Here is a 24,980-nt window from a genome sequence, read left to right as displayed (position 1 = left end):
TCGTTTCTATTAACCAGAACTGAGATTAAACAAGCTAGCTAAGGTGAAAACACTTAGCTAAAAATCTATACGTTATTGAAACCATGTAAGGGTAACGTCTTAGCCTGTAACCAATTCTCAGAGGCATACTCGCTTTCACCGTCAGTCACATGTAGAGTAAATGCTTGTCGAGATTTTGCAGAGCGATTAGGCGCGCTGTAATGCGGTAAGCGTCCTTGAAATACCACTAAACTACCTGCTTTTACTTCAACACTTTGCCCGCTTTGTTCTGTTGGCCATGGTGTCTCATCTAAATTAACCATAGTAGTTTGTGTGCCATGTAAGTTAAAGCGTTCGCGTAAAGGCCCTAAATGACCAGTAGGCTCTACCCACAAACAGCCATTTTCAATGGTGGCATCTTCAATGGCAAACCACAGGGTAATAACACTTTGTGGCGTAGTAAAAAAGAAGCTCGCATCTTGATGCCAGTTAACCTCTCCACCGATATTTGGCTGCTTAAAAATATACATGGATTGACGAATTTGCGGGGATACCATACCAAGGTCAGTGACAATATCACCTAATACTTTTTGATGGCTAAACTCTCTAAAAACCGGATCGAGCTGATGTAAAGCATGGCCTATTTTATTGATGCACAGGGCGCGATCTTGTACTAGTTTACCTTGTTCATTAAATGCCTCTTCTTCAAAGAAACATCTTATTTTCTCTGCCGAGTCCAAAAAGTAATTGTTATCGCTACGGTCGTTATCTTTGGTAGTAAAAACATGGTCAGGACTATCTTCAGCCCATTGCATTACTAATTTGTTAGCCTGTTGTTTAATACTTTCAATTTTATGTAAAGGAATAAGGTCGTTTAAGATAATGTAACCTTGTTGTTCATAGTGTTGTATTTGTTTAGCTGATAACATGATTATATTCCTTTACATTGAATGTCCATCAATGATTATTTTTTAGTTGATAACGAGAGAATTATTAATATAAGGGGAACAATCAATAAAGTGAATTAAATAAACACTAACAGTCTCTTTATCCTTTGTTAAATAAGAGGTGTTTGAATCGTAAGATAGTTGTTCTTCCTAACTAAAAGCCTATACGAATAAGATGAGTTAACACAATGAATGAGTTTTACCCTGAAATAGAGCCTTATAATCACTTCTTAATTAATGTCGATAATCAACACCAAGTTTATGTTGAAGAATGTGGTAACCCAAATGGGCAAGTTGTGTTATTTATTCACGGTGGTCCCGGTGGTGGTTGCTCTAAAAATGACAGGCGTTTCTTTGACCCTGAAAAGTACCGTATTGTTTTATTTGATCAACGAGGTTGCGGGCGTTCTTTACCTCACGGTTGTTTAGACAATAATGAAACAGGGCTTTTAGTCTGTGATATTGAGGCAATTCGTCAAGCATTAGGTATTCAATATTGGCATGTTTTTGGTGGTTCATGGGGATCGACCTTAGCATTAGTTTATGCTCAAACTCATCCTATTAGAGTCTTAAGTCTGGTTTTACGTGGTATTTTTTTAGGCCGAGCACAGGATACTGATTGGACTTTTTCTGGTGGTGGCGCAACACGTATCTACCCTGATTATTGGCAAGAATACCTCGATGTTTTACCTGATGGAAAAGCATCGGTACAAGCAGCTTACAATTTGATGCTCGGAGATGATAAGAAATTGGCGATGAGAGTAGCGAAAGCATGGTGTATTTGGGAAATTCGTTGTTGTACATTGATTCCTAATCAAGCCTTTGTTGATGCAGCAACAGGGGATGATCAGGCTTGGACTATGGCGCGCCATGAAGCTCATTTTATGATTAATAATTGTTTCTTATCAGACAACCAGATATTAGCAAACTGCCATCATATTAAAGATATTCCGGTCACAATCGTGCACGGAAGATTCGATATTGTTTGCCCATTTGATAACGCTTGGCAACTGCATCAAGCATTACCTCAATCAAAATTGGTTGTAAGCGAAGCCTCTGGTCATGCATCAATTGAAACGAATACCAAACATCATTTGATTGAAGCGACAAAGGAAATGCTATTGTTAAATTCATATAAGTGAATCAGGTAATGAGAGCATCTCGACTACACGGATAACAAACAATAAGTTTAATTGTATTACTTATTATTATGGTAGGTTATTTTTATATTTAGCTTCTAGCTCAGATTCTTCTTTTCATTCTAAATTCTAATAGTTATTGGAATAATTTTTGTTTTTAAATTCAATGTTTTATTTTGTTTTTTTGTCTTCCTATTCTGTTTTTGTCTTGTTGTGTTGTCGATAATAAAAACACTTCCCTTGATTTTCCTCAATGAAAGTTTTAATTTATATTAATATAATACAAATAACTAAAGTGTTTGTTTTTGGGTTGAAATTCATACTAGAACTTATAGGGGAAACTAATGAAAGTATTAACATTTGGCGAAATGATGTTGCGCCTAAAACCAGTCGCATTTGAACGTATTTTACAAACTAATACCTTTGAAGCGGCTTATGGTGGTGCTGAGGCGAATGTTGCTGTCTCGCTTGCACAATTAGGGCACGACTCTGCTTATCTATCCAAGTTTCCTGAAAATGCCTTGGGAGAAGCTGCTGTTGGTACTTTAAGAAAGTTTGGCGTAGATACTAGTCGCTCTTTACGCGGTGGTCCAAGACTGGGATTATATTTCTTTGAAAAGGGTAACGGTGCACGTGGTACTGGCGTTGTTTATGACCGTGCAGGCAGCTCTATTGCAGAGGCAGAAACGGATGAATTCGACTGGGCTGTTATCTTAAAAGATGTCGAAGTCTTTTATTTCTCAGGTATTACTCCTGCCATTTCTAAAGCATTAGAGGCGGCATTAAAAAGCGCATTAGATTACTGTAAAGCTAATAACATTACAGTGGTATGTGATCTAAATTATCGCGGTAAAATGTGGAAACCAGAACAAGCTCAAGTTGTGATGCATGAGTTAATGCCATTTGTTGATGTTTGTATTGCAAACGATGAAGATTTTGAAGCAATGCTTGGCATTAAAGCATTTGATGGTGATCTTTCACATGGTATTGAACAGATAGATGATTTTCGTGAGGGTATGAAAGAGGTCACTAGACGCTACCCAAATTGTAAAGTCGTAGCGAGTGTTTTGCGTAATATTAACTCGGTTGAACAAAGCGATTGGATGGCTATTTTATACCAAGATGAGCAGTTCTATGACACACCTATACATAATGTTAATGTTATGGAAGGAGTTGCTGCAGGTGATGCGTTTGGTGCAGGTTTATTACATGGACTGATTAACAAATTTGAAGCACAAGAAACCATTGAGTTTGCCATTGCCGCAAGTGTATTAAAATTATCTATTAGCGGTGATTTAAATCTTGTGACTGAATCAGAGATTCGTACTGCGATGCAAAAAGGCAGTAATGCACGATTAAGTCGTTAAGCCTATAAAAATAGAGCCGGTTAAACTTAAATATTAATCGGCTCTATTTTCTAATCCTAATCTTAATGGTTATGTAGCACTTTGCGTTATCCTGAGTGCTATTGACAGTCTAAGCAATCTCTTCCAATCTCTTCTATTACAGACTCATCAACTACCTTAACCCTGAGTTACCCAGATCTAGGCAAGCTTTCCTATAGGGTCAACTGACCACTTTATTTCTACCGTTAGATTTAGCTTCATAAAGTAATGCATCGGCATTGCTAAACCAAGTATTAAAATGTGTAGGAGAGTCATCTTCAAATGCGTAAAGCCCAATACTTGCTGTGCATTGGATAGTCTTCTGCTGATACTCGATAACCACTGATTCAATTTGTTGACGAATGCTTTCTGCAATGTTTTCTGCTTGTGTTTTAGAGACGTTATGTAACCAAATTAGGAACTCTTCACCACCAATCCTCGCCGTCCAATCACTGTCTCGAACTTCAGATTTAATGCACTTTGCAATGGTTTGGATCACTACATCACCTGCTGCATGACCATAATTATCATTTACCTTCTTAAATTTATCGATATCAAGAATCAGGATAGCACCACTTACATTTTCTTCTATATTGTTAATTTTGTTGTACATGTTTCGTCTATTCATGCAGCCGGTCATCGGGTCAGTATTCGCTAATGTTTTAAGTTGTTTAGCTAAAAGGATTTGATGTCTAATGAAGATAAAGCAATAGAGGACTGTAATTACAGTCAAAAAAATTAATATGCTAAGCAACAATGCTTCATTGCTGACATCTTTTAATTGTTGTTGAATATTCTTCTCAACAACTTGCGCGCCCATCAAATCACCGACTTTCCATTGCTCTGAACCAGTTAACCCTAGAATCTTATTATGGCAATTTACACAAGTGCTATCTTTGGCGTAAAACGGCCATACTGAGCGTAAGATAGTTTGTCCATCTCGGATGAACAGGCTAGTCTTCATCTTTTTATCTTTATGGGTTTGTAGCGCAGTCATTTGTTCACGCATTAGGTCGTCTTTAGGCTCCAACCTCACTGCTTTTCCCGGAAAACCAACGACCTCGGAAGCTAGTGAGCCACCAAATAGAGAGTTTAAGTCTGTTAATTTTAACGCATGTGCTCTAAAAAGAGCTGGGTTAGGTAGCAGCCCACTAGCGTATTGTGCTTCAAAATCTGAATAAGCACGGACAAAGCCATGGCTTAGCTTAATGACTAAACCACCTTCATTACTGGCAGCTGAGATGGTTGTTTCTCGATGCTGTTGAGAAAATAAGTAGTAGGAGGAGATCGCAGAGAGTATTGCTAATATAAAAATAATAATGCTACATAATGGCGTTAAACAATTAATACGCTTTGTGATATTCCCTTCATCTTGTTCCACATTGGTATCCTTTCAATGGTGCTTATATTTGCTTATGCGCCTGTTTATATATTAGTTTATTTAAAATAGATTAAAATTATTAATATCATTTATCTTTGATGTTCCTTATATTACCTCTTAATGGGTGTTTTTGATAGGTGGTTAATGAGAAGTTGCTTTTACTTTTAACTTTAAACACGTAACATTTTGTGTACTTTATGTTTGTCACAGAGAAATAAGATGTTTAGTCAATATCAACAACAATGCAAAGCGTTTATTGTTGAGCATATGAAAACCGATTTAGCGCATGACCTTTTACATGTGCAGCGAGTGGTGAAATTAGCCACTGAAATAGCAGAAAGTGAACATGCCGAATTAAATGTAGTATTACCAGCTGCTTGGTTACATGATTGTTTGAGTTATCCTAAAAATCATGCTTTACGTGCTTTAAGTTCATTACATGCCGCCGATAAAGCGATAGTTTTCTTACGCTCTATCAATTATCCAGAGCAATATTTATTAGCTATTCATCATGCTATTGCTGCACATAGCGTAAGCGGTGGAATTAAGGCTGAAAGTATTGAAGCTAAAATAGTACAAGATGCTGATCGTTTAGATGCATTAGGAGCGATTGGGGTAGCACGTTGTATTCAAGTGAGCAGCCAATTACAACGTCCTTTATATTCAGAGTTAGATACCTTTGCCGAACAACGTTTATTAGATGATCAGCAATTCTCCATTGATCACTTCTATACCAAGCTGCTTAAATTAGTTGATACCATGAATACTAAAATGGGCAAGAAAATCGCCTTACAACGAACCCAATGGATGGAAGGTTACCTTGAGCAACTTGCCTTAGAAGTTTAATCTAATTATTCATCTTACTTCCATTAAGCCAACCAATATCATCATAGTATTAGATAAGACTGACTTTTTACCTAACAGGTAATGAGTTTTTACCTTGATATATGGCTCACTCGTTTATTAAATAATCACCTATTTAAATAATCAACTCATTATAAATTGACAATTTACTTGCCTAGGCAGTAAAATATTTTTGTCAATTAATTGCCTAGGCAATTAGTTTATTTGTATTAAAGCGAGCTATAGATGTTAACTATTCAACCAAAATCTCCAGGGATCCCATTAGCTAAATTAATTGGTTTAGCACATTTACATAAAGAGCAGTTAATGAATCAGTACTTAGCACCGATTGGGCTTAGTTCTGCACAATTTAAGGTGCTAGCTGCGATTCATTTTTATGATATGAATGCGCCAGTAGATATATGCAAATATTTGAGTATCAATGGTGGTTCGATGACGCGAATGGTAGATCGCTTAGTAAAGAAAGAGCTGCTTGAAAAGCAACCGAATCCAGAAGACAAACGTGGTGTATTACTGAACTTAACAAATACCGGTGAGTCTTTACTGCAACAATGTATGGATACAATGGAAAATCAAGTGGGGCCGCTTTTGTTAGGCGATCTTTCCGTACAAGAAGTAGAGCAGTTGAGCGGGTTATTGATGCGTTTATTACCTGCAGAGTCAGTCTAAATAACGGGTTATTATCGCCAGTTCATTTGGTTTGGTAGCAAGATTCAATTTAGCTCTTCACTTTTTCATGTTTTTTAAATAATGAGCAAACACAGCATGTCAAATACACAAACAAACAGTATTAATTCAAGCAGAAGTAAACGCAAAACGTCCTTTTTAGTTCTATTTATAATATTGCTGGTAATAGGCGGTGGCTGGTTTGCTTATTATGAGCTATACGCAAAGTTTTCTGAAGAAACCGATGATGCTTATGTTAATGGAGATCTTGTTACTTTATCGCCAGAAATATCAGGCACAGTTAGCAAGGTGGTGGTTGATGAAGGTGATTATGTAGAAAAAGGCCAAGTGTTAGTGACCTTAGATAATAGCGATGCCAAGGTCGCGCTGCAGGAAGCGGAGGCAAAATTAGGCGTTGCTGTCAGACAAGTACGTAGCTTATTTGCTATGTCTGATTATACAAAGGCAAAATTAGATACGAGTAAAGTTGAATATAATCAGGCGATTAATGATTATAAACGCCGTAAAGATATTGTGAGATCGGGGGCTATTTCAGAAGAAGATCTCACTCACTATAGTGACCAAGTAGAGACGACTAAAAGCCAGTATATTGCGGCACAAGAAGAGTTTAAAATGTCGACCTCGCTGGTGGATAATACAGTGATTGAAACACATCCAGCCATTAAAGCTGCTGTAGCAGGGGTACGTAAAAGCTACTTGAGTTATATGCGCACTCAAATCATCGCGCCAATTAGTGGTTATGTGGCAAAGCGTTCGGTGCAGTTAGGTAGCCGTGTTCAACCAAGTAGTCAATTAATGGTGATTGTACCGCTACACCAAGTGTGGGTTGATGCAAACTTTAAAGAAAGCCAAATGAAAGATATGCGCCTTGGACAGCCGGTTATTTTAACCTCAGACTTGTATGGTGAAGAAGTTGAATATAAAGGTGAAATTGAAAGTTTAGGTATTGGTACTGGTAGTGCTTTTTCACTTTTACCTGCGCAAAATGCGAGTGGTAACTGGATTAAAATCGTGCAACGTTTACCTGTTAAAATTCGTTTGCAACCTGATAATCAAGAACAGTATCCACTTCGTATTGGTTTATCCATGGTGGCTAAAGTTGATATTGAAGATACCAGCGGTAAAGTACTTGAGCAGGAACCACAAGTTGAAGCACGTTTCGATACGGATGTGTATCAGAATACCTTAAAAGATGCGGACCAATTGGTGGCCAAAATTCTTCGCGAAAACATCGGTACTAGCTTAACAGAAGCTAAGTAGAGGCGGTTATGCAGGATCAGACTTATACGCCACCCAGTGTTGTATTAGCGACTATTGCTTTGGCAATGGCGACCTTTATGCAAGTGTTAGATAGCACCATTGCAAATGTTGCATTGCCTACTATTGCTGGTAACCTCGGAGTTAGTTCAGAGCAAAGTACTTGGATTATTACCTCATTTGCAGTGAGTAATGCGATTGCCTTGCCTTTAACTGGTTGGCTTTCTCGTCGATTTGGACAACTCAAGTTATTTATCATCTCGGTTTCTTTGTTTACTTTTACCTCTTTTTTATGTGGTATTGCCACCAGTATGCCTGAGCTGATTACCTTTCGCGCCCTACAAGGTTTTTTTGCAGGGCCTATGTTTCCAATGTGCCAAACGCTATTACTGGCGATTTTCCCCACTGTAAAACGTGGTGCTGCATTAGCTTTGATCTCCATGGTGACTGTGGTTGCCCCGATTGTTGGTCCGATAACTGGAGGATGGATCACCGATAATTACTCATGGCCTTGGATCTTCTTTATCAATATTCCCATTGGTATTTTTTGTTGTGTGATTGTGTGGCAACAGCTGAAAGGGCGTATTGACACTACGGCTAAATTGCCTATCGATTTTATCGGTATTGCATTGTTAGTGTTAGGTGTTGGCATGCTACAGGTGGTTTTGGATCTTGGTAATAATGCCGATTGGTTTGAGTCTACGCAGATTGTGATCATGACGATTATCTCAGTGATTGCATTGATCTCCTTTGTTATTTGGGAGTTAACTGAAAAGAATCCGATTGTGAATTTATACTTGTTTAAAGATCGTAATTATACCTTTGGTACGATTGCTCTCGTAGTCAGTTATGCGGCATTTTTTGCAATTAATGTTATCTTGCCTCAATGGTTACAAATCTACATGGGATATACGGCTATTTGGGCTGGTTTAGCTTCTGCACCAATGGGCATTCTACCATTGATTTTAGCCCCTTTAATTGGTAACTATGCACACAAAACAGATTTACGATTATTAGCGAGTATCTCCTTTGTAGTGATTGGTGTGTCATGCTTCTTGCGTGCACACTTTAATAGCTTTGTTGATTTTGCGTCAGTGGCAGAAGTACAACTGTTTATGGGGATTGGTATTGCCTTTATGTTTATGCCATTAACCACCATCTTTTTATCCAATTTGGATCATAAGCAAGTCGCAGATGCATCGGGATTGACTACCTTTTTACGTGTATTAGGTTCAAGTTTTGCTTCATCATTAACGACTTGGATTTGGAATCGTCGTGCCGACTTCCATCATGCTAACTTAACAGAACATGTCAGCATTTATAATCCTGGTGCTGTAGAGTATTTGGATAAAATGGGCGGAGTAACTCAAGCTAACCTTTCTGCGGTGAATACCTTAACTAATTCACAGTCTTATTTAATGTCCTTAAACGATTACTTTTATATGCTAGGTTGGTTGTTCTTTGCATTAATTGTAGTGGTGTGGTTTGCCAAAGGGCCGTTTATTAAATCATCAAAATCGCCTGAAGCAGTAGGTGGGCATTAACCTTGACAACTTATTCAATGAATAATCCTAAATACAGGAATTAAAATATGACAGATTTACAGCAACAATTAGCCTTCATTATAGAAATTGATAAATTAAAAGCAGTGTATCGTCAAACGACGGTAAAGGAAGATAATGATCGCCAGGAAAATAGCGCGGAGCATAGCTGGCATATCACTTTAGTTGCTCAGCTATTACAAGATTATGCAGAGCAACCAATCGACATTACTCGAGTGGTTAAAATGCTGTTGATTCACGATATTATTGAAATTGATGCGGGTGATCTTTTTGCCTTTGCTGAAACAAAAGATCACCAACAACAAGCGCTAAAAGAAGAACAAGCGGCACAACGATTGTTTGGTTTATTACCTGAAGCACAACACCAAGAATATAAAAGCCTATGGTTTGAGTTTGAACAGGCCGAAACCAACGACGCACAGTTTGCCAAAGGCATGGACAGGATTTTACCACTGGTGCAAAACATGAATAATCAGGGGGGCAGTTGGGCTAAACATAAGATTAGTCGGTCTCAAGTCTTAGCGCGTAATAGCTATTTAGAAAAGAGTGCGCCCAAATTGTGGCAATATGTTGTTGAGCAAACTGAACTGGCCGTAGCTAACGGTTGGCTAAAATAACCTATTACTTGTCATAAATTTTAACGTTTAATGGTTAATTCAGTGGTCATTAAACGTTACTTACTTACTTTACTTACTTCCTAACATTCCTCATAACTTCTCTTATTTGGTAGCTTTCATTCTTGGTCCGCGTTATTGTTGTTTGTCGTTTTGCTACTTCATCATGAACAGCCTAAAAGAGAGAGAATATGACCCAGAAAGTCGACCTTGTGATCCCTACTGCTGCTATTAAGCCACATGTGCATGAAACTCACGGTCATCAACGTCAAGATAATTATTTTTGGTTACGTGATGACAACCGTAAAGATCCTGCTGTATTAGCTTATTTAGAAGAAGAGAATAGTTATACAGAAAAGGTGATGGCTCCATTATCTGATCTTCAAAAAATGTTATACGATGAAATGGTAGCGAAACAAGAGCCTGAATTAGCATCCGTTCCCTATTTTAAAAAAGGCTTTTGGTATACCTCCCGTTACGACGAAGGTAAAGATTATAGTGTTTACTCTCGTCAAAAAGGTAGCCAAGATGGCGAGGAGAAGGGCGAAGAAGAGATATTTTTCGATTGTAATCAGCGCGCGGAAGGTTTTGCCTATTATCAATTAGGGGCCTTGAGTTTATCCCCTAACTCAATGTTATTGGCGTTTACCGAAGATACTGTTAGTCGTCGCCAATATACATTGCGCTTTAAAAACTTAGCGACAAATGAACTGTTCGATGAAAGTATTGAAGATGTTACCGATGTAGTATGGGCAAACGATAACCAAACATTGTTTTATGTAAAACAAGATCAACAAACTTTATTGCCTTACCAAGTTTATCGCCATAAATTAGGCGATGATCCTCGGCATGATCAATTGATTTACGAAGAGCTAGATGACACCTTCTATTTGAATTTATATAAAACACGTTCTGAAGACTACTTAGTGATTTGTGCGGACAGCACGATGACCTCGGAATGTTTAATTTTAGATGCTAATACCCCAGAGCAAGCATTCACTTGTTTCTTACCAAGACAACGAGACCATGAATACAGCGTTGATCATTTCCAAGGCAAGTTCTTCATTCGCAGTAATATCAATGGTAAAAACTTCGCATTACATACGTTAACTTGTTCGGCAGAAAGCTTTATGGTGAATGAGCCAAGTGAGTGGCAAACCTTAGTGCCAGCAAGAGAAACTGTGCTATTGGAAGGGTACGAGTTAATGGATGATTGGCTGGTGGTTGAAGAGCGGGAACTAGGCTTACCTGTATTACGCCAAATTAGTTTTAAAACAGGTGAGTCTAAAGTATTAAGCTTTAATGATCCTGTTTACACAGTGTTTAGCCATTACAATCCACAATCAAATAGCAGTAAATTTCGTTATCAATATACCTCTTTCACTACTCCATCAACTGTGTATGAATTAGATTTAGAAACAGGTGAAACGACCCTATTAAAGCAAAGCCAAGTGATGGGGGATTTTGCGAGTGAAGATTATCAAAGTGAACGAGTTTGGGTAACTGCTCGTGATGGCGTAGAAGTACCAGTATCTTTGGTCTATAAGCGTGACTTATTTAATAAGCAAAACCCGTTATTAATTTATGCTTATGGATCTTATGGGCATAGTCTAGATATCGGCTTTAGTTCGGCTAATTTAAGCTTGCTAGACCGGGGTTTTGTATATGCAGTTGCACACGTCCGTGGTGGTGAAGAATTAGGTCGAGAATGGTATGAACAAGGTAAATTACTGCAAAAGAAAAATACCTTTAACGATTTTGTAGATGTGTCTAAAGCTCTTGTTGAAAAAGGCTATGGTGCAAAAGAGAAAGTCTTTGCCATGGGAGGCAGTGCTGGCGGCTTATTAATGGGAGGAATTATTAACCAAGCCCCTGAGTTATATAAAGGGGTTGTTGCTGCAGTGCCTTTTGTTGACGTAGTATCAACTATGTTGGATGACACTATTCCACTGACTACTGGTGAGTATGATGAATGGGGGAACCCTAATGATCCAAAATATTATGAGTATATTTTAAGTTATAGCCCTTATGATCAAGTGGTTGCTCAAGATTACCCGCATATGTTGGTCACTACGGGTTTACATGACTCACAGGTGCAGTATTGGGAGCCTGCTAAATGGGTTGCTAAGTTACGTGAATTAAAAACCGATGATAACCAGCTATTATTGTATACGGATATGGAAGCTGGACACGGTGGTAAATCAGGGCGATTTAAACACTTTGAAGATATCGCAAGAGAGTTTGCTTTTTTAATTAATCTCGCTGATTAAAAAGACAAATTAAACAAGAAAGTAGTAACGTTTATTGCATGTCGATGAAGGTTAGTAAAGCTGATTATTCATCATAAATAATCAGCTGTCTATTGTATCAATTTAGTGGTTATTATTGACCGTAAATATCAAAACTAAAGTATTTTGCAGCAATTTTATCGTAGGTGCCGTTAGCACGAATCTCAGCAATCGCTTTATTAAATTGCTCTGCTAGTTTCTTATCTTGCTTACGCAGTGCTAAGGCCGTCCCTTCACCCACATAAGCTTTATCAGTAACTAGTTTGCCTTTTAGTGCAAAGTTAGCGCCTGCTTGTTTTTCTAAGAAAGCTAATACTAGTTGATCAGAGTTTGCAAAAGCGGCATCTAGACGACCATTTTCTAAATCAATATAAACCTGATCTTGCCCTGTATAACGTTTTATTTCAGCAACATCTCCATACATATCTGTTACATAATTGTCGTGAATAGTACCTACTTGTACACCAATCACTTTATCTTTTAAGCCGGCTTTATCAATACTAAAAGTTGCATCTTTTGCTGCTACAAAACTAGCTGGTGTTTGGTAATACTTGTCTGTGAATAACACGCGTTTTTTACGCTCTTCTGTAATACGCATTGACGCCATGATCACATCTGACTTTCTCGATAGCAAACCTGGAATAAGACCATCCCAAGCTAAAGTCACCCACTCACAGTTTAACGCTGCTTGTGCACATAATGCATCGGCAATTTCAATATCAAAACCAACAGGCGTGCCCGTTGCATCTTTGTAGTTAAAAGGCGGGTAAGTAAAGTCAGAGGATAGACGTACTGTTTTTGAGCTAGCCGCATGTAGTGGTGCAATCAACATGGTTGATAATAATAGTGCCGCTATTTTTAATGATTTCATGATAAGTTCCTTTTAGTTATTTTAATGTTTTAAGCGCATTTAATGTTTCAAGCATGCTCTCTTTAGAGCCAATAGTAATTCGCACGCAATCCTTTAATATCTCTTCGTGTGCCTGATTTCTTGTCACAATACCCCGTGTAATAAGATGTTGATAGGTATCAAGATGATCCTTGAAGCGGATTAACACAAAATTTGTTTCGCTGCCAAATACATGTTGTACAGAGTCCAATAACATCAGTTGTGATTTAAACCATTCTCGTATTTGAATTAATTGATTTGTTTGTTTATGCATAATCTCTAGTCCATTAGAAGATAGTGCCTTTAATGCTATCTCAGCCGTAGGATCTGCAATCGGGTAAGGAGCAATAAGGCGGTTAATATAAGTCATGACGCTACTATCTGCGAGTAAAAAACCGCAACGAATAGCGGCTAAACCAAAAGCCTTTGAAAGTGTTCTTATAACAATAAGATGTGGATATTTATGCATTAGATGTAAGGCACTTTGCTGCGATGAAAACTCAATATAAGCTTCATCAACTACTACCAATGTCGAATCCTTGCTCGCTTCTAATAGGCTGATAATATCTGTTTCATCAATGCTATTTCCCGTCGGGTTATTAGGCGAACATAAAAACAATAATGGGCTGCTAGGTAGTTGCTTTTTAATCTGTTCAACATCTAATTGGAAGTCTGCTAATAGTGGTATTTTATAAGTATCCACAGAAAACGAATCAGCGCAGAATTCATACATACCGTAGGTTGGAGGACAAATAATTATGCTGTCTTTTCCTGGGTGACAAAAAGTACGGATAAGCAGGTCGATAGCTTCATCTGCACCGCGCACTGTGACAGCCTCACAGTTTAGTGGGCCTGAACTTTGTTGACAGTATTCAAGGTATGCTTTTGCAGTATCGTGAGGCAGGAAATCAGGATAGCGATTGTAATGGCTATTATCACCTTCACTTAAATCACCATAGTGTACCGGTCGCTCTAATTCATTAGCATTTAACCATAGGTGGCCTTGCCCACCAATGCGGCGAGCAGATTGATAGGGAATAAGCTTTTCAACTGCTCTAGGGACTAATTTTGATGCGAGAGATTGCATTAACAAACTTCCATTTAATAAATTACAAAATGAATATTTAATCTTTAACTTAGAATAAATATGCATTTTTTATGTGAGGCGATTTAAGCAAATCTAATTTGAAAGGTGAAACGAAAAATAGGTATACTAGCTATGCTAAAAATTCATAGCTAAGTGCGTTACAATTTTTCACTTTAAATACGAGATATCGATGAGTATTCGTTTACCCTCTACCACTGAGATGCAAGCTTTTATCGTTACTGCTGATCACCTCAAATTCACCCTAGCGGCGCAACGTTTAAATGTGACGCAGGGGGCTGTTAGCCGACAAATTATCTCTTTGGAGAAAAAGCTGGATATCCAATTGTTTCACCGTCATGCTCGTGGGTTAAGCCTCACTGAAAAAGGCGAGCAATTTTTACCCCTAGTAAAGCAAGTGATTAATCAGATGAAGAGTGCAGTGGCTGAGGTATCCAGCGTTAACCCTGTGGTAAGATTAAAAGCACCTAGCTGTATTAGTAACTGGCTATTACCTAAAATCATGGCTTTTCAACAGACTTTTCCGGATATCACTGTTGAGTTAACATCCTCCATTAAACATGATATTAATTTTTCTTCAGAGGCTTTTGATGCTGCTATTTGTTATTGCGAACAGGTTAGCGATAAAAGTTTAACTAGCCAATGTCTATTTGAAGAAGTGCTAACACCGGTTTGCGCGCCTTCGCTATTACCAGAGGGGATTGCTGAGCTCAGTATTGAGGAGATGCGAAAGTTTCCTTGGTTGCACTCTACCCCACAACAACATGACTGGAAGCAATGGCTTGCGTTAGCTGGGAGCGACAATTTACCGGTTAAACATCAACAGCATTTTGCCACTTTAGATTTAGCTGTGAGTGCTGCGAAACAAGGGTTTGGTATTAGTATTGGAGATGTGGTGTTAGCGTCTTCTGATGTGCAATCAGGGCAACTAATAATGCCTCACGCAGTGCAGTTACGATCAGGAAAATCCTATTATTTAGTTTATCCCCAAAAGAGTAATCATTTACCATTACAAACACTATTAACTTGGTTAGCTTGATATAAGGGTAGGCACAAAAAAACCGAGAGAAGTAGTATGCTAGTCTCGGTTTTTTATATTTCTATTGAAATAAGTTATTCAGCAGTTTCTTTACGAGGAGCACGTTCGTTGGCTTCTCTTACTTTTAATGAACGTTCTTGGAACTCTTGTTCATTTAAAGCTTCAATTGCATTGGCTGCATCGCTTTCTGGCATTTCAACAAATCCAAATCCACGGCGTTTACCGGTATGTTTGTCTTTCATTAAGCGTACTGAAATTACTTTACCATGCTCTGCAAATAACGTACGAATAGCCATTTCGTTAGCACGGTACGGTAAGTTACCAACGTAAAGTGTTGTTGTTGCAAAATCAACTTCTGCAGCGCTTTCTGGTGAAGCACTTTTCGCTGAGTTTGCAAATTGGATAAGAAAACCACTTATTACAGCACCGGCTGCAAATAAAAGGGCGCCATCTAGGCTGATTTGGAGTAAAGCAATGGCAGCTGCACCAATAATAGCAACTACAACAGAAAGCAACACTGGAGTGTTTGACTTCATAATTTAATAACCTCAAAAATAAGAAAAGAATAGAAACGTAAGCGTAAATCCATTATCTATGAAAATAGCTCATGAAGCTTTTGAGAATGGGTGGCATAATCCTTGCCATTATCAATCCATTAAAAGCAAGGTCTATTGTATGTCAAAAAACAGTAATAGCGTTAATAGATTGCTTGATCCGCTTTGATCTTGTTTAAGAAAAGTTAAAAATGTGAAGCAAGCCTCGCTGTTTGTGCTTGAAATGTGAACGCTAGGTGCTCGTTTTTTATACTTAAAGTGTTTTTTTAAGTGAATGTTAAATTTTTCTTACCGTTAAAAATAACATTAAAAAACTGCGCAAAGATCCATTTGCTTGATAGCGCTATAAAGATGGAGATTAAAACAGAAATTCGCTAGAATGCACGGCAATTAATGTACTCAAAATAGACAAATTAACAACAAACATAAAAATTTAGCATTAAAGCGACTTAAAACCTCTTTCAAAAGGTCTTAAGTCAGCTGTGATAAAGACGATTAACCTGTATCACGATGCAAAGTGTAGTCACTAATAAGGTATTTAACGTATTCATGAAAAACATTCGTAACTTTTCAATCATTGCTCACATTGACCATGGTAAGTCGACATTGTCAGACCGTTTAATCAGCACCTGTGGAGGGCTGACTGAACGTGAAATGGCAGCACAAGTAACTGATTCTATGGATATAGAGCGTGAACGTGGTATTACCATCAAAGCACAAAGCGTTACCTTGGACTATAAAGCCAAAGATGGCGAAACCTATCAGTTAAACTTCATCGATACACCGGGACACGTGGATTTCTCTTACGAAGTATCGCGTTCTTTAGCTGCTTGTGAAGGAGCTTTATTGGTTGTTGATGCCGGTCAGGGCGTTGAAGCGCAAACATTAGCAAACTGTTACACCGCCCTAGAGATGGACTTAGAAGTTGTCCCGATCTTAAATAAAATTGATTTGCCTGCTGCTGAGCCTGAGCGTGTTGCTGAAGAGATCGAAGATATCGTAGGGATCGATGCAACTGAAGCGGTACGTTGTTCTGCTAAAACAGGCGTAGGTATTGACCTTGTGTTAGAAGAGATCGTGAAAATGATCCCACCGCCAGAAGGTAACCTTGATGGACCATTGCAGGCGCTAATCATTGATTCATGGTTTGATAACTACCAAGGCGTAGTGTCATTGGTGCGTATCAAACACGGTCAAATTAAAGTCGGTGATAAAATGAAAGTAATGACCACAGGTCAAGTTCATTTAGTGACTAAAGTGGGTTACTTTACACCTAAACAAAAAGAAACAGGTATCTTAAAAGCTGGCGAAGTAGGCTATGTTATTTCTGGTATTAAAGATATTTTAGGTGCACCTGTAGGTGATACCTTAACATTAGCTGATAATCCATCACCAGAAGTGTTACCTGGATTTAAACGCGTTCAACCGCAGGTTTATGCTGGTTTATTCCCAGTAAGTTCAGATGATTATGAAAACTTCCGTGATGCGCTAGGTAAATTAAGTATTAATGATGCATCATTATTGTATGAGCCAGAAAACTCATCTGCTTTAGGCTTTGGTTTCCGTTGTGGTTTCCTTGGTTTATTACACATGGAAATCATTCAAGAGCGTTTAGAGCGTGAATATGATATTGATTTAATTACCACTGCACCAACAGTAATCTACGAAGTAGAAAAAAATGGTGGAGAAATTGAATATGTAGATAGCCCAGCTAAATTGCCACCAACTAATGATATTAATGAAATTCGTGAACCCATCGCAGAATGTAATATTCTTGTTCCACAAGACTACCTAGGCAATGTTATTACCCTATGTATTAATAAGCGTGGTGTTCAAACTAAGATGGCTTATCACGGCAATCAAGTCGCATTGACTTACGAAATCCCAATGGGTGAAGTGGTAATGGATCTGTTTGACCGATTAAAATCAACCAGTCGTGGATACGCTTCACTTGAATATAACTTTGTTCGTTATGAAGCTTCTGACATGGTACGTGTAGACGTTATGATCAATGGTGATCGTGTTGATGCATTAGCATTAATTACGCACCGTGATAATTCAGAAAGTTACGGTCGTGACTTAGTTGAAAAAATGAAAGAACTGATCCCTCGTCAAATGTTTAACATTGCAATTCAAGCAGCGATAGGTAGCAAGATTATTGCGCGTTCAACGGTTAAGCAATTGACTAAGAACGTATTAGCAAAATGTTACGGTGGTGATATCAGCCGTAAGAAAAAACTACTGAAGAAACAGAAAGAAGGTAAAAAACGTATGAAATCTGTTGGTAATGTTGATGTACCACAGGAAGCGTTTTTAGCCGTGTTACACATAGGTAAAGATAAGTAGTTTTTGATTGCTATTTAGTCAGGAAAAGTAATCATTATTTAAGGGAATGCGCTGATTAACCGATCAGCGCATTTTGTATTTTAAACGAGTCATATTAGTTAAATACATTAATTAATATGATTTACATTTATTAGGAAAAAAAATGGCAAACTCATTTGCATTAATATTAGTCATCTTAACGTTAGTAACTGGGATTATTTGGGTTATTGATAAAATAAAATGGGCAAAAAAGCGTAAGCAAGCTTATGCAGAGTTACAGGCTAAATCTGAGATTAAATTAGACGATAAAAAGCTTGCTAAAATGTATCCAGAAAACCCAATTATTGAAAATGCACGTGGCCTTTTTCCAGTCATTGCAACGGTATTTATTCTGCGTTCATTTATTTATGAACCATTTCAAATCCCATCGGGGTCGATGATGCCAACTTTATTGGTGGGTGATTTTATCTTAGTTGAGAAATTCTCATACGGCATTAAAGAGCCAGTTTGGCAGAATACACTGATTCCAACAGGTCACCCTGAACGTGGTGATGTTGCAGTATTTAAATACCCAGAAGATCAACGTGTAGACTTTATCAAACGAGTGGTTGGTTTACCTGGTGACCGTATCGTTTATAAAGATAAAGCACTCTATATAGCCCCTGCTTGTGGTGATAATAGTTGTGGTGATTACAAAAAATTAGACACGTCTTTCTTAGGCGAGCAAGACTTTAAACATGAGAGTAATACAGTTAAAGTTTATTCTGAAGTATTAGGTGATGTGGAACACCAATTATTAATTAACCCTTTACGTAGAGAGCAAGTTGAAGCTTACTATCAACAAAAAGATGTATCGACTTATACCTATGAGTGGGTTGTACCTGAGGGTAATTATTTTGTGATGGGTGATAACCGCGATAACAGCCGTGATAGCCGTTTCTGGGGATTTGTTCCTGAGCGTAATCTGGTGGGGAAAGCCGTAGCAAAATGGATTAGTTTTGAGTTTGACCGAGGCGCAGATGACTTTTTACCAAGTTGGGTACCAAGTAATGTGCGTTTTGAGCGTATAGGTAGTATTAAATGAAGATGAAAGAACAAGAGTTAAAACGTTTAGAGAAACGTATTGGTTACCAATTCTCAGATTTTGGATTATTAAAGCAAGCATTAACGCATAGAAGTGCGTTAGGGCTGCACAATGAACGCTTAGAGTTTCTAGGTGATTCAATTTTAAGTTTCGCTATTTCAACTGACTTATATAAACGTTTCCCAAAAGTTGATGAGGGTGATTTAAGCCGCATGCGTGCAACCTTAGTGTGTGGGAAAATGCTATCAGAAGTTGGCCGTGAATTTGTATTAAGTGACTGTTTAATTCTCGGTCCTGGTGAGCTAAAAAGTGGTGGTTTCCGCCGTGACTCTATTATTGCCGATGGCGTAGAAGCTATCATTGGTGCGGTATTCTTAGATTCAGATATCGATACGGTGAATAAATTAGTATTAAGCTGGTTTGATAGCCGATTAAAAACCATTAAACCTGGTATTACGCAGAAAGATCCTAAAACACGTCTACAGGAACACCTTCAATCTCGTAAGCAAGCATTACCTGTTTACGAAGTCTTAGATGTGAAAGGCGAAGCACATAACCAACAATTTACCATGAGTTGTCAAATTGAAGGTATGCAACCTGTACAAGGGAAAGGCACTAGTCGCCGTAAGGCTGAACAACTGGCTGCACAAACTATGTTAACTGCACTGTTAGGTGATCAATAATGTTACTTCACACTGCATTCTATATTTTACTATCATTAACCTTCTTAGGAGCTAAATAATGACTCAAAAATGTGGCTTAGTAGCCATCGTCGGACGCCCTAATGTAGGTAAGTCGACGTTAATCAATGCCTTACTTGGGCAAAAAGTAAGTATTACTTCACGCAAAGCGCAAACTACTCGTCACCGTATTTTAGGGATTGATACCGATGGTGATTATCAAACTATTTTTGTTGATACACCGGGGTTACATATTGAAGAAAAGCGCGCTATTAACCGTTTAATGAACCGTGCAGCATCAAGTTCAATCAATGATGTTGAAATGGTGGTTTTTGTTGTTGAAGGTACTAACTGGAACGATGATGATGAGATGGTGCTAAAGAAACTAACACATCAAAAGTGCCCAGTTATTTTGGCTGTTAATAAAATTGATAATGTCGAAGATAAAGAACTGTTACTACCGCATCTTCAACAATTAGGTGAGCGTTTTAACTTTGCTCATATCTTACCTATGTCAGCTAAATCTGGTGATAATGTAGAGAAAATTAGACAATGGGCGAAAGATATTTTACCTGAGTCAGAGTTCTACTTCCCTGATGATTATATTACTGACCGTTCTTCACGCTTTATGGCTTCAGAGATCGTTCGTGAAAAGCTGATGCGCTTTTTAGGTGACGAGTTACCTTATTCAGTAACTGTTGAAATTGAGCAGTTCAAACAGAAAGCTAATGGTGTATTACATATCAATGCGCTTATTTTGGTGGAACGAGATGGCCAAAAACGCATGGTAATTGGTAACAAAGGTGAAAAGTTAAAAGCCATTGGTAAACAAGCTCGAATCGATATGGAAGAGTTATTCGATTCAAAAGTATTCTTAGAAATCTGGGTGAAAGTGAAGTCAGGTTGGGCTGACGATGATCGTGCATTGCGCTCATTGGGTTATGGTGATGATTACAGCGGCTAATAGTCGTGAGCATGTTGCTTATAGGGGTTTTTGAATGTCTATTGAGTGTCACAATGCGTTTATATTGCATCGTCGTCCCTATGGAGAAACAAGTCAAATCGTTGACTTGTTTTGCCAAGATATAGGTAAAGTTAGTCTTATTTTCAAAGGGGGCAGAAGTAGTACACGTATGAGACGTGGCATGGCTCAACCCTTTACTTTATTGCTTGCTAGTTATTTTGGACGTGGCAGCTTAAAAACTGTTAAGTCACTCGAAGCGCAAACTCAAGTGGTTCCACTACACGGTCAACGTCTTTACATTGCCATGTATATCAACGAGCTATTATATCGTTTGTTGCAAGCTGAAACCGCCTGTGATGGTCTTTTTGAATGCTATCAACGTACCCTAATTAGTGTTGCCCGAGATGAAGACCCACAAAAGTCATTACGTTTGTTTGAACTAACTCTATTAGAGACATTAGGATACGGCGTTAATTTTGAACAAGATGTATATAGCGAAGAGTTAATTGAAGCTGGCTTTCAATATCAATACCAGCAACAACTTGGTTTTTTTGCTAAGCAGGCAATTTGTAAACCCGAACAAGTTTATGATGGCCAAGATATTATTAATCTATCGCAACGCAAGCTCGATAGTGAAGCCACGCTTAAGATGGCAAAACGCTTTTGCCGTCAAGCATTAGCTAATTTATTAGGTGACAAGCCATTACATAGCCGCAGTTTATTTGCCGCTAAGTAATACAGTACAGATAAAGGAAAGAAGATGAGCAAAATATTATTAGGTGTGAACATTGACCACGTAGCAACACTGCGTAATGCACGTGGTACTTGTTACCCTGAACCTGCACATTTAGCAGCAGTGGCTGAAACCTCTGGTGCAGATGGTATTACTATTCACCTACGTGAAGATCGTCGTCATATTCATGATCGTGATGTAGCGGTATTAGCGCAAACATTACAGACTCGCATGAATTTAGAAATGGCAGTGACTGATGAAATGGTTGAGATCGCCTTAAAAACGAAACCTGCTTTTGTTTGTTTAGTACCAGAAAAGCGCGAAGAGTTAACCACTGAAGGTGGGTTAGATGTGGTCGGTAATTACGATAAAATTGCTGATGCAGTGAGCCGTTTAAACGCAGCTAATATTCAAGTTAGTTTATTTATTGACCCTGAAGCTGCGCAAATCGATGCAGCTGTGAAAATGAAAGCCGCTTATGTGGAGCTTCATACTGGGCAGTATGCAGACGCTGAAAGTGATGCGATTCAAGAAGCTGAGTTAGCACGTGTTGCTAGAGCGGCGACTTATGGTCAACAAGCAGGCATTAAAGTGAATGCGGGTCATGGTTTGAATTACCATAATGTTAAACCGATTGCTGCTTTACCTGAAATCATCGAACTAAACATTGGGCATGCGATTGTAGCTCGTGCATTAGTAGATGGCTTTGCTGTTGCGGTAAGTGAAATGAAACGTTTAATGGTTGAAGGCCGCAATCAAAGCCGATAAATGTTCTATTAAAGGCAATTAAACGCATTAATTGTAGTAACGATTAATGCGTTATTTTATCTTATGAGGTATCACCTTGAGTTCAGCTCCCTACATTGAACAATTACGCAAACAATTCCCCATTCTACAGCAACAAGTTAATCAACATCCTTTGGTGTATCTTGATAACGCCGCGACCACCCAAAAACCACAGTCAGTGATTGATGCCATTTGTGACTATTATCAAACTAGTAATGCTAATGTACATCGTGCAAGCCATGCTCTGAGTAATCAAGCAACAGGCTTATTTGAAGCCAGTCGTTTAAAAGTACAGCACTTTCTTAATGCGAATTATTCTGAAGAGATTATTTGGACAAAAGGTACTACTGAGGGAATTAATCTGATCGCCAATGTTATGTCTGCACAATTACAGACAGGTGATGAGATCATTATAAGCGCTGTTGAGCATCACGCTAATATTGTGCCTTGGCAGATGGTTGCTCAGCGTACCGGCGCTGTATTAAAAGTTATTCCGCTGACTGCTGAATTCACTTTAGATATCGATGCGTTTAAAACACTTTTATCTGAACGTACTAAAATTGTTTCAATCACTCATGTATCGAATGCCTTAGGTATTGTTAACCCTATTCAAACTATGATTGCATTAGCACATCAGTTTGATGCAAAAGTAATCATTGATGGCGCGCAAGCCGTTGCTCATATCGACGTTGATGTACAAGCATTAGATTGCGATTTTTATCTATTTTCTGGACATAAAATATTTGGTCCGACGGGAATAGGCGTGTTGTATGGAAAGAAAGCTCTGCTAGAGGCGCTACCACCATGGCAAGGCGGCGGTGAAATGATTGACACGGTTACCTTTACTAAAGCCACCTATAATAAATTGCCCTTTAAGTTTGAGGCTGGCACGCCGAATATTGCAGGGGCGATTGGACTAGGTGCAGCCTTAGATTTTGTAAATGGTTTAGATTTAGCGCGTTGCCACCAACATGAACAACAACTTATTAACTTTACACAACAAGCGCTAATGCAAATACCTAATGTGGCTGTGTTTGCCAGTGAGGTACAAAAGTCTGGAGCGATTAGTTTTGTGGTGAAAGGCGAGCATAATAGCGATATTGCTATGTTATTAGATGCACAAGGGATTGCTGTGCGAAGTGGGACGCATTGCGCCATGCCCTTGATGTCGAGTTTACAATGCAATGGTACGATTAGAGCTTCGTTTTCAATATACAATACGCTTGAAGAAGCCGCTGCATTTATTACGGCATTAAAAAACGTTATTCTTATGCTACAAGAATAACGTTTTATCCCACCATCTAGCCTTTAAGTATTCTTAAAATACCGGGTGGTGGGTTCTTACTGTCTATGAGTAGATTGATTTGTGACTTGTTTAGGACTTAATTTAAATGCCTTATTAATCTCTTTTTTATCACCTAACAAGCGCGACGTAATTGTCTCTGCTGTCATTGCTCTACTCACGTTCAACGCTGTTCGTGCCATATCAATTAAAGGTTCAATTGAAATAAGCAAAGCGGCTATCGTTACTGGTAAACCCATTGCCGGTAATACAATTAAAGCAGCGAAAGTCGCACCGCCACCCACGCCTGCGATACCAAATGAGCTAATCGCCATAATCACTACTAATTTATTAAACAAACTTTATGTTTTTTGCCTATTTTAGTTAAAGCTTGGTATAAATATAGTTGATATGATTACTTAATAAATTTATTTTTATCATTTTGGGGGGCTTTCATGTCAGCAAACTTAACGCAATTACTTTCTATTATGCAGCAACTTCGTACGCCAGAAACAGGTTGCCCTTGGGACTTAAAGCAAACTTTTGATAGCGTTGTGCCACATACTATAGAAGAAGCCTATGAAGTGGCCGATGCGATCGCGAATAAAGACTTTGACGATTTGAAAGGTGAATTAGGTGATTTATTGTTCCAAGTGGTGTTTTATGCACAAATGGCCAAAGAGCAGGGGGTATTTGAATTTGATGATATTTTAGCGGTATTAAACGAGAAATTAATTCGTCGTCATCCTCATGTTTTTGCTAACTCAGAGCTAAAAACTGATGCTGAAATTAATGCAAACTGGGAAGCTGAAAAAGAGAAAGAGCGTCAGAAAAAAGCACAATCTCAAAATAAACAAGAGAGTATTTTAGACAATATTCCTCTTGCATTACCTGCGTTAACGCGAGCTTACAAAATTCAAAAGCGCGCTGCTAGTGTTGGGTTTGATTGGGCTGAGTTGGAGCCTGTGATTGCTAAAATTCATGAAGAAATTGATGAAGTATTAGTTGAAGTAAAGCGCACTGATTTAGATGAGACTCAACAAAAAGCGCGTATTGTCGATGAGCTAGGCGATTTATTATTTGCTAATGTGAATCTTATTCGCCATCTTAAAGCAAACCCAGAGCAAGTATTAACTCAAGCAAATAGCAAGTTTTCAAGGCGTTTTAAGCGTGTTGAAGCACATGTGAAATCACTTGGCAAAGAGATGGGCGATTGCACTTTGAACGAGTTAGATGCAATTTGGAATGAGATTAAGCACTTACCAAAATAGAGGGAAATTAGATTAAACAAGCTAATTTTTGATTGTTTTTTAAACACATTAGCTGCTTTTTATACTCTATTACAATTTATTTTAATAAATTTTTTATTACAAATTACAGTTTAAATTTCTTCATTTATTTTCTCCCTGTGAAATTAACTAGGAGCCTATCAGCAT

Annotated in this window: 22 protein-coding genes and 1 pseudogene; 17 read left to right on the top strand and 6 right to left on the bottom strand. The window is 38.3% G+C overall.

Annotated elements, in window-relative coordinates; genetic code table 11:
• Positions 1 to 65 precede the first annotated feature (65 nt).
• Entirely contained in the window at positions 66 to 908 is an 843-nt protein-coding gene (locus tag OW492_RS10820) for a phytanoyl-CoA dioxygenase family protein (RefSeq protein WP_290039971.1), read from the bottom strand.
• 206 nt (positions 909 to 1,114) lie between these two features.
• Between OW492_RS10820 and pip the strand changes: the two genes are divergently transcribed.
• Positions 1,115 to 2,068, top strand: coding sequence for a prolyl aminopeptidase (gene pip / locus OW492_RS10815; protein ID WP_290039970.1), 954 nt, complete (start codon positions 1,115 to 1,117; stop codon positions 2,066 to 2,068).
• A 341-nt stretch (positions 2,069 to 2,409) separates the two neighbouring features.
• Positions 2,410 to 3,432, top strand: coding sequence for a sugar kinase (locus OW492_RS10810; RefSeq protein ID WP_290039969.1), 1,023 nt, complete (start codon positions 2,410 to 2,412; stop codon positions 3,430 to 3,432).
• Positions 3,433 to 3,631: 199 nt separating this feature from the next.
• On the opposite strand, the gene OW492_RS10805 is transcribed toward OW492_RS10810, so the two are convergent.
• Positions 3,632 to 4,831, bottom strand: coding sequence for a diguanylate cyclase (locus OW492_RS10805; protein ID WP_290039968.1), 1,200 nt, complete (start codon positions 4,829 to 4,831; stop codon positions 3,632 to 3,634).
• Between the two features lie 219 nt (positions 4,832 to 5,050).
• On the opposite strand from OW492_RS10805, the gene OW492_RS10800 reads away from it, so the two are divergent.
• The 6 genes from OW492_RS10800 (at position 5,051) to OW492_RS10775 (ending at position 12,085) form a co-directional block, all read left to right on the top strand.
• Complete coding sequence (locus OW492_RS10800; RefSeq protein WP_290039967.1) at positions 5,051 to 5,677, top strand: HD domain-containing protein; 627 nt, start codon at positions 5,051 to 5,053, stop codon at positions 5,675 to 5,677.
• Between the two features lie 243 nt (positions 5,678 to 5,920).
• Positions 5,921 to 6,364 (top strand): MarR family transcriptional regulator, encoded by a 444-nt coding sequence (locus OW492_RS10795; protein WP_290039966.1) that lies wholly within the window; start codon positions 5,921 to 5,923, stop codon positions 6,362 to 6,364.
• A gap of 96 nt (positions 6,365 to 6,460) precedes the next feature.
• The gene (locus tag OW492_RS10790) at positions 6,461 to 7,642 is read left to right on the top strand and encodes an efflux RND transporter periplasmic adaptor subunit (protein ID WP_290039965.1); all 1,182 of its coding nucleotides are present in this window, start codon (positions 6,461 to 6,463) and stop codon (positions 7,640 to 7,642) included.
• Between the two features lie 8 nt (positions 7,643 to 7,650).
• Positions 7,651 to 9,183: a DHA2 family efflux MFS transporter permease subunit gene (locus OW492_RS10785; RefSeq protein ID WP_290039964.1), complete on the top strand. Its 1,533-nt coding sequence runs from the start codon at positions 7,651 to 7,653 to the stop codon at positions 9,181 to 9,183.
• A gap of 47 nt (positions 9,184 to 9,230) precedes the next feature.
• Positions 9,231 to 9,818, top strand: a complete 588-nt coding sequence (locus tag OW492_RS10780; protein WP_290039963.1) for an HD domain-containing protein — start codon at positions 9,231 to 9,233, stop codon at positions 9,816 to 9,818.
• 188 nt (positions 9,819 to 10,006) lie between these two features.
• Complete coding sequence (locus OW492_RS10775) at positions 10,007 to 12,085, top strand: S9 family peptidase (RefSeq protein ID WP_290039962.1); 2,079 nt, start codon at positions 10,007 to 10,009, stop codon at positions 12,083 to 12,085.
• Between the two features lie 112 nt (positions 12,086 to 12,197).
• On the opposite strand, the gene OW492_RS10770 is transcribed toward OW492_RS10775, so the two are convergent.
• Positions 12,198 to 12,974, bottom strand: coding sequence for a transporter substrate-binding domain-containing protein (locus OW492_RS10770; RefSeq protein WP_290039961.1), 777 nt, complete (start codon positions 12,972 to 12,974; stop codon positions 12,198 to 12,200).
• Between the two features lie 16 nt (positions 12,975 to 12,990).
• Positions 12,991 to 14,079: a histidinol-phosphate transaminase gene (hisC, locus tag OW492_RS10765; protein ID WP_290039960.1), complete on the bottom strand. Its 1,089-nt coding sequence runs from the start codon at positions 14,077 to 14,079 to the stop codon at positions 12,991 to 12,993.
• Between the two features lie 190 nt (positions 14,080 to 14,269).
• Between hisC and OW492_RS10760 the strand changes: the two genes are divergently transcribed.
• Positions 14,270 to 15,136, top strand: coding sequence for a LysR substrate-binding domain-containing protein (locus OW492_RS10760; protein WP_290039959.1), 867 nt, complete (start codon positions 14,270 to 14,272; stop codon positions 15,134 to 15,136).
• Between the two features lie 74 nt (positions 15,137 to 15,210).
• On the opposite strand, the gene OW492_RS10755 is transcribed toward OW492_RS10760, so the two are convergent.
• Positions 15,211 to 15,672 carry an RNA-binding protein gene (locus OW492_RS10755; RefSeq protein ID WP_290039958.1) on the bottom strand — a complete coding sequence of 154 codons (462 nt, stop codon included), beginning with the start codon at positions 15,670 to 15,672 and terminating at the stop codon, positions 15,211 to 15,213.
• Positions 15,673 to 16,239: 567 nt separating this feature from the next.
• Between OW492_RS10755 and lepA the strand changes: the two genes are divergently transcribed.
• The 7 genes from lepA to OW492_RS10720 all read left to right on the top strand — a co-directional run bounded on the left by lepA (position 16,240) and on the right by OW492_RS10720 (position 23,547).
• Positions 16,240 to 18,036: a translation elongation factor 4 gene (gene lepA, locus OW492_RS10750; RefSeq protein ID WP_290039957.1), complete on the top strand. Its 1,797-nt coding sequence runs from the start codon at positions 16,240 to 16,242 to the stop codon at positions 18,034 to 18,036.
• A gap of 142 nt (positions 18,037 to 18,178) precedes the next feature.
• On the top strand, positions 18,179 to 19,099 hold the full coding sequence (gene lepB / locus OW492_RS10745) for a signal peptidase I (RefSeq protein WP_290039956.1): 921 nt from the start codon (positions 18,179 to 18,181) through the stop codon (positions 19,097 to 19,099).
• Entirely contained in the window at positions 19,096 to 19,782 is a 687-nt protein-coding gene (gene rnc, locus OW492_RS10740; RefSeq protein WP_290039955.1) for a ribonuclease III, read from the top strand. Before lepB ends, rnc begins: the two co-directional genes overlap by 4 nt.
• A 58-nt stretch (positions 19,783 to 19,840) precedes the next feature.
• Entirely contained in the window at positions 19,841 to 20,743 is a 903-nt protein-coding gene (gene era, locus OW492_RS10735; RefSeq protein ID WP_290039954.1) for a GTPase Era, read from the top strand.
• Positions 20,744 to 20,777: 34 nt separating this feature from the next.
• Complete coding sequence (gene recO / locus OW492_RS10730) at positions 20,778 to 21,479, top strand: DNA repair protein RecO (protein ID WP_290039953.1); 702 nt, start codon at positions 20,778 to 20,780, stop codon at positions 21,477 to 21,479.
• Between the two features lie 24 nt (positions 21,480 to 21,503).
• Positions 21,504 to 22,244, top strand: a complete 741-nt coding sequence (gene pdxJ / locus OW492_RS10725) for a pyridoxine 5'-phosphate synthase (protein ID WP_290039952.1) — start codon at positions 21,504 to 21,506, stop codon at positions 22,242 to 22,244.
• A gap of 76 nt (positions 22,245 to 22,320) precedes the next feature.
• Positions 22,321 to 23,547, top strand: a complete 1,227-nt coding sequence (locus OW492_RS10720) for a cysteine desulfurase (RefSeq protein WP_290039951.1) — start codon at positions 22,321 to 22,323, stop codon at positions 23,545 to 23,547.
• Between the two features lie 56 nt (positions 23,548 to 23,603).
• Here the strand turns inward: OW492_RS10720 and OW492_RS10715 are convergent.
• Positions 23,604 to 23,891 (bottom strand): annotated as a pseudogene (locus OW492_RS10715) (cation:dicarboxylase symporter family transporter); the annotation flags it as partial.
• A gap of 108 nt (positions 23,892 to 23,999) precedes the next feature.
• Here OW492_RS10715 and mazG point away from each other — a divergent pair.
• Positions 24,000 to 24,815 carry a nucleoside triphosphate pyrophosphohydrolase gene (gene mazG, locus OW492_RS10710; protein WP_290039950.1) on the top strand — a complete coding sequence of 272 codons (816 nt, stop codon included), beginning with the start codon at positions 24,000 to 24,002 and terminating at the stop codon, positions 24,813 to 24,815.
• Positions 24,816 to 24,980 lie beyond the last annotated feature (165 nt).

This window comes from Psychromonas sp. 14N.309.X.WAT.B.A12 (assembly GCF_030397575.1).
Classification (GTDB): domain Bacteria; phylum Pseudomonadota; class Gammaproteobacteria; order Enterobacterales; family Psychromonadaceae; genus Psychromonas.
The sequence above is the reverse complement of the archived record's forward strand: the minus strand, read 5'-3'. Positions and strand labels throughout refer to the sequence as shown.